Genomic DNA, 5,198 nt, shown 5'->3' with positions numbered 1-5,198 from the left:
ACCATTCGCACCGGAGTTAAACAGCTCAGAAAGGCTATGGGAGTGGATGCGGGAGCATGACTTATCAAACAAAGCATTTTCAGGTTATGAAAATATTGTAGATTGTTGCTGTGAAGCTTGGAATAACCTTTGCAGCGAAGCTGGTCGACTGTTCAGTCTGTGCTCCCGTGATTGGGCAGTTATACAGTAGTTAGAAAATTCAATTGGTATGAATAATGCGCCGTTTTCCAGAACACGGGGCTCCCATGGGCCAAGCTCGCTGGCACGCAGTAATGCGGCTTCAAACTCAGAATCAATCAGAGAATACTGTGAGCGGGCCTGCGCATAATCACTCCAGCTGTATGGCCAGGAAGGCCTTAACACAATCGCTTTCTGCCAGGCTTCCAGCTCCGAATGATTCTCTGTATCAATTCCGGAAAGCCTGCCTCGTTCAAGCACTCGTGCCTTCAAAACATACAGTGCAGGATTTTCCGGCATTTGTCGTATGGCACTTTCCACACCATTGATAGCAATGTCCAGCTCAGAAGCGTCCACCACAAAACTGTTGCTGGCTTCGGTCTCCTGCTGCCAGTGATCCAGAAACAGTTCCGTCTGGTAACGTCCAACTTCTGAACGCAACAGGGTAAAGGCCTGATAAATCGCCAGACACAGTACCAGCACAACCGGCAGCACCAACAAACCTCGACGCCAGGATAACGAACCTTTCATGAGGCATCACCAAAAAGGCACTGCGTTAACTGATCGGGATTACCCGTTGTCAGTAATGAGCACTGCTCACTGCCAACCCATTGCTTCAACGTCTCAGCAGCCAGTGCCATGGCCGGAGGTCGGCGAACCGGGTGATGGGCATCCGAAGCCACAAACTGCACCAGCTCACGATCCACAAACCAGCGGGCTGTAGCCTCTGCCTTTTCCCCAAACAGGCCGGCGACCGAACCCGCCGTCAACTGCAGCAGTGCACCACGCTCCACAAATGGCAGAACACGCTCAGGGTAAGACATCAGCTCTTTATTCCGCTCAGGATGAGCAATCACTACCCTTATCTCCCTTTTATGAAGCCAGTCCAGCATCTGCTCCATACCCACAGGAATTCGCTGATGAGGCATTTCCAGTAACAGGCACTGGAAACCCTCCCACTGTCCAATCATGGGGATTTCATCCCTGCGCAGCTGAAACATCATTTCATCGCTGAAGCGCACCTCTGCCGCCATAGCCAGCTGAATCGACAACCCAGCCTCTTCTGCTTTCTGCTTAAGGCCAGAGAACCCGGGACGAATGGTTTGCACGTTGTTATCAAAGCGGCCCGGGTGCATATGAGGGGTACACACCAGCTTCCGGATTCCATCAGCCTGAGCCAGCTCCAGCATGGCCAGCGCCTGCTCCAGACTGTCAGCCCCATCGTCAATGCCGGGAATTATATGGTTGTGGATATCAATCATTTAGTCAGATAAATCATTAAGTTACAGGCAGACTAAATACTCAGCGCCTAAACATCAATCGACGAATCAGCAAGGTCAGCAAACAAGCTGGAACCAGCAACATAGCCCCGGTCAGAAAGAGCGCAACAGGGACCGGAACATGAAAATAGGTAAACACAAAGGCAATACTGCCCACCGCATCCACAATACTTAAGCTCAACGGCGCATTATCCGGCCCGGAAAGTGTGTTAATCAACAGAACTTCCACGGCCAGAATTACCATAATCAGGGGGATATCCCATCCAGGCACCCACTTTTTCATGAGACCGCATCCTTAAATAACAAAATACTGGCAATCCACAGATAAATCCTCCGATGTCAGAGGATACCCCGTCGCAAAACCGTCAATAAATACCAACTGTTCACATTAAAGAGGCTCAATCTATCGCCAACAGCTACAAATATAAAGAGAAGGATTTAGTTGTGCAGTACCTTCATGGAGGAAGTAATGCCGTATTCTCCAAGGTGCCGGTTCACTGGTGCCATTCTATTTTTCAGCCTGGCTCTGATGCCTCTTGAACTGTTGGCAGACAATGTACTTCAATATTGTCGAATCGGAGATCGTTACCTTTTTGGTCACCAGGAAAACGTGACTCGCATTGACCATCAATTTGATACCCAGCTGACCGCACTGATTGACTCAGGCTCAACCACCTCATCGATGGATGCACGGGGTATTACCATCAAAAAGATGAACAATGGATCACTCTGGGTTCAATTCAATATTCTCACTACCCGCGGCGAAAACAGCCGAGAAGTTACCCTGCTCAAACCCATCAAGCGATACATTCTCGTACAAACCCATTCAGGAAAGCCACAAAAACGGCCGGTAATCGAAGCGACCATTGAACTGGGCAATGTGAAAACCACCACCGAGTTCAGCCTGACATCCCGATCACGTTTTCCCCAGAGTATTCTTCTGGGGCGTAATACCCTGGATAGTCTTGCAGTGATTGATACCTCACAGAAATACCTGCTGAATGGCTGTGAGCCAGATGGAGATATTGCACTCAGACACTGAGACCTTGCAATCAAGAGGCTTAATAACCTTGAACCACGAAGATCACAAAGTACACAGAGAAAGAAGAAGAGCTTATCTTTTCCTTTGTGGTCTTCGTGGTTCAAAACAAATCAGGTACGCCCGTAAGTATCCTCAAAGCGCACGATATCATCCTCGCCCAGATACCCCCCGCTCTGCACCTCAATCAACTCAAGGTCAAACTTACCCGGGTTCTCCAGACGATGCACCGCGCCGATCGGAATATAGGTCGACTGATTCTCCGTCAGCAGCACCTCTTTCCCATCAACCTCAACCAGCGCGGTGCCTTTCACCACAATCCAGTGCTCCGCCCGGTGGTAATGCTTCTGCAGCGACAGCTTGGCGCCCGGCTTAACCATAATGCGCTTCACCTGAAAACGCTCGCCCATATCAATGGAGTCATAGGCTCCCCATGGACGATAGACCTTCCGGTGCAGACTCACCTCTGGCCGCCCTTCGGCTTTCAGCTGCTCAACCACCTTCTTGACGTCCTGTACGCGGTCTTTATGCGCCACCAGAATGGCATCATCACTTTCAACCACCACCAGCTCATCCACACCCACCGTGGCAATCAGTTTTTTATCACTGCGCACATAGGTATTTCGGGTATCGTGCAGCAGCACATCACCCAGCACCGCATTCCCCAGCTCATCCTTTTCAGAAATATCCGCCAGGGAAGACCAGGAACCCACATCAGACCAACCGGCATCCAGTGGCACAACAACGGCATCCGTCGTTTTTTCCATCACCGCATAGTCAATGGAATCATCCGGGCAGGCCTTAAAAGCATCCTCATCGAGACGGACAAAATCCAGGTCCTGACTCTGTATCGCCATCGCCTTTTCACAGGCTTCCAGAATATCCGGCCGGAACTGCTTCAGCTCTTCCAGATAGCGGAAAGCCTTAAACAGAAACATTCCGGAGTTCCAGTAATAATCTCCGGAAGCCAGATACCCCTGAGCCGTCTCCTGATCCGGCTTCTCAACAAACTGTTCTACTGAATAAATAGATGTGAGTGATGAATTATGGGTTTTGGGTTCAGCATGTTGAACCGCTACTCCCTCTTCACCATTCCCAATTAACTGTTCACCCGCCTTAATATAACCATACCCCGTTTCCGGATGAGTAGGCACAATACCAAACGTCACCAGCTTACCTTCCATCGCTGCCGGCAACGCCGCCTCAACCGCCAGATGAAACGCCTTTTCATCCTGAATCACATGATCCGCCGCCAACACCAACAGAATTGGATCGTTATGGGTTGCGGGTTGTGAGTTTTGAGCCTTAAGAGCAGCAAGTGCCACTGCCGGAGCAGTATTCCTTCCCACCGGCTCCAGAATAATCGCCTCAGCACTGCGCCCCATCTGACGAAGCTGCTCCGCCACCAGAAAACGATGATCCTCATTAGCAATCACCACGGGAGCACCCACCGCATCCAGGCCATCCAGTCGGGCCACGGTGTTCTGCAGCATGGTCTGTTCATTGACCAGTGGCAGAAACTGCTTCGGGTTAAGTGCTCTGGACTGAGGCCAGAGGCGGCTGCCAGAACCGCCAGACATAATTACGGGAATTAAATTCATAGCTTTTAGGGAATTGTAAATGGTTAATGGGTTGAAGCGGAGAATTGTTAATAGGGAAGAGTGAATAGTAAGGATGGATAGGGGGAAGCCAGAACCACTCCTGCCCGCCAACTCTTCCCTATTCCCTATTCCCTATTCCCTATTCCCTATTCACTATTTACTCACAAAAAATAATCTTTAGTGTGCTGATGAACCTGACCGGAAGTCAGCAGCTGCTCAACAGTAAACCAGCGATAGTCACAATGCTGATCATCCGGCAACTGCCAGGGCTCAATGTCCAGCGTCAGTTCATACCCTAACACAACATAGTGGGTAGAAAAGTCACTACCGGAAAAGTTATCGTCATAAAAGTGCTGATAGGCACCCAGGAAACCGGCCTGTTCCAGCGTCGCATCAACACCCAGCTCACCAGACACCAGCCGATGAAAGGCATCAGCCATCCGCTCATCTTTGTGGATACGCCCACCCGGTACAAACCAGTAGCCCTGGGCCGGACGGTTATTCCTCAGGCCCAGCAGCACCTCACCAGCCTGATTACGAACCACAAGGTCGATTGAAACCAGCGGTGTTGAGGCAACGACAGTTTTAAAAGTTTCTAGTTCAAGCATGTGGTTGTGTTAATAGTTAATTGTAAAGAGGGGTTTGAGGGAATAGTTAAGAGGGAGTTGGGAATTGTGGGAATGGTTAAGTGGGAATGGTTAAGTGGGAATGGTTAAGTGGGAATGGTTAAGTGGGAATGGTTAAGTGGGAATGGTTAAGTGGGAATGGTTAAGTGGGAATGGTTAAGTGGGAATGGTTAAGTGGGAATGGTTAAGTGGGAATGGTTAAGTGGGAATGGTTAAGTGGGAATGGTTAAGTGGGAATTGGGAATGGCTAGATGTAGAAGGAGCCTGTAAATAATTCTGTGTAAACGCCACCAAAACTATTACTCCTTGAACCGGTCAGGAAACATAATTTCAAACCGGTTCATGGCTGCTTTCCAGTTCCTGATCGGCATGGTCCATTTCTCGGAAGCTTTTTCCATGGCCAGATAGATTACCTTCATGACTGACTCATCAGTCCGAAAAATCTTCCGGTTCTTGATCGCCTTACGAATGACGC

The 5,198-nt window shown here is 49.7% G+C and carries 6 protein-coding genes and 1 pseudogene; 1 reads left to right on the top strand and 6 read right to left on the bottom strand.

From position 1 onward, the window contains the following. Positions 1-84 precede the first annotated feature (84 nt). From AK963_RS25135 to AK963_RS25125, 3 genes are read right to left on the bottom strand one after another with little or no spacing between them, the layout of a single operon-like run. A complete protein-coding gene (locus tag AK963_RS25135) occupies positions 85-708 on the bottom strand; it encodes a hypothetical protein (protein ID WP_139117651.1) in 624 nt (207 codons plus the stop codon). Continuing rightward, positions 705-1,439, bottom strand: a complete 735-nt coding sequence (locus AK963_RS25130) for a tyrosine-protein phosphatase (RefSeq protein WP_066018127.1) — start codon at positions 1,437-1,439, stop codon at positions 705-707. Before AK963_RS25130 ends, AK963_RS25135 begins: the two co-directional genes overlap by 4 nt. Before the next feature lie 40 nt (positions 1,440-1,479). Further along, positions 1,480-1,740, bottom strand: a complete 261-nt coding sequence (locus AK963_RS25125; protein WP_066018126.1) for a hypothetical protein — start codon at positions 1,738-1,740, stop codon at positions 1,480-1,482. Positions 1,741-1,926: 186 nt separating this feature from the next. On the opposite strand from AK963_RS25125, the gene AK963_RS25120 reads away from it, so the two are divergent. Next, on the top strand, positions 1,927-2,499 hold the full coding sequence (locus AK963_RS25120) for a putative ATP-dependent zinc protease (RefSeq protein WP_175404638.1): 573 nt from the start codon (positions 1,927-1,929) through the stop codon (positions 2,497-2,499). A 110-nt stretch (positions 2,500-2,609) separates the two neighbouring features. Here AK963_RS25120 and AK963_RS25115 read toward each other — a convergent pair whose 3' ends face one another. The 3 genes and pseudogenes from AK963_RS25115 to AK963_RS32475 all read right to left on the bottom strand — a co-directional run. After that, complete coding sequence (locus tag AK963_RS25115) at positions 2,610-4,097, bottom strand: mannose-1-phosphate guanylyltransferase/mannose-6-phosphate isomerase (protein WP_066018124.1); 1,488 nt, start codon at positions 4,095-4,097, stop codon at positions 2,610-2,612. A 161-nt stretch (positions 4,098-4,258) separates the two neighbouring features. Next, entirely contained in the window at positions 4,259-4,705 is a 447-nt protein-coding gene (locus AK963_RS25110; RefSeq protein ID WP_066018123.1) for a GDP-mannose mannosyl hydrolase, read from the bottom strand. 317 nt (positions 4,706-5,022) lie between these two features. After that, positions 5,023-5,198, bottom strand: a pseudogene (locus tag AK963_RS32475) (IS256 family transposase); the annotation flags it as partial.

Source organism: Endozoicomonas atrinae (genome assembly GCF_001647025.1).
Taxonomy (GTDB): Bacteria; Pseudomonadota; Gammaproteobacteria; order Pseudomonadales; family Endozoicomonadaceae; genus Endozoicomonas; species Endozoicomonas atrinae.
This window is presented reverse-complemented; position numbering and strand designations above follow the sequence as displayed.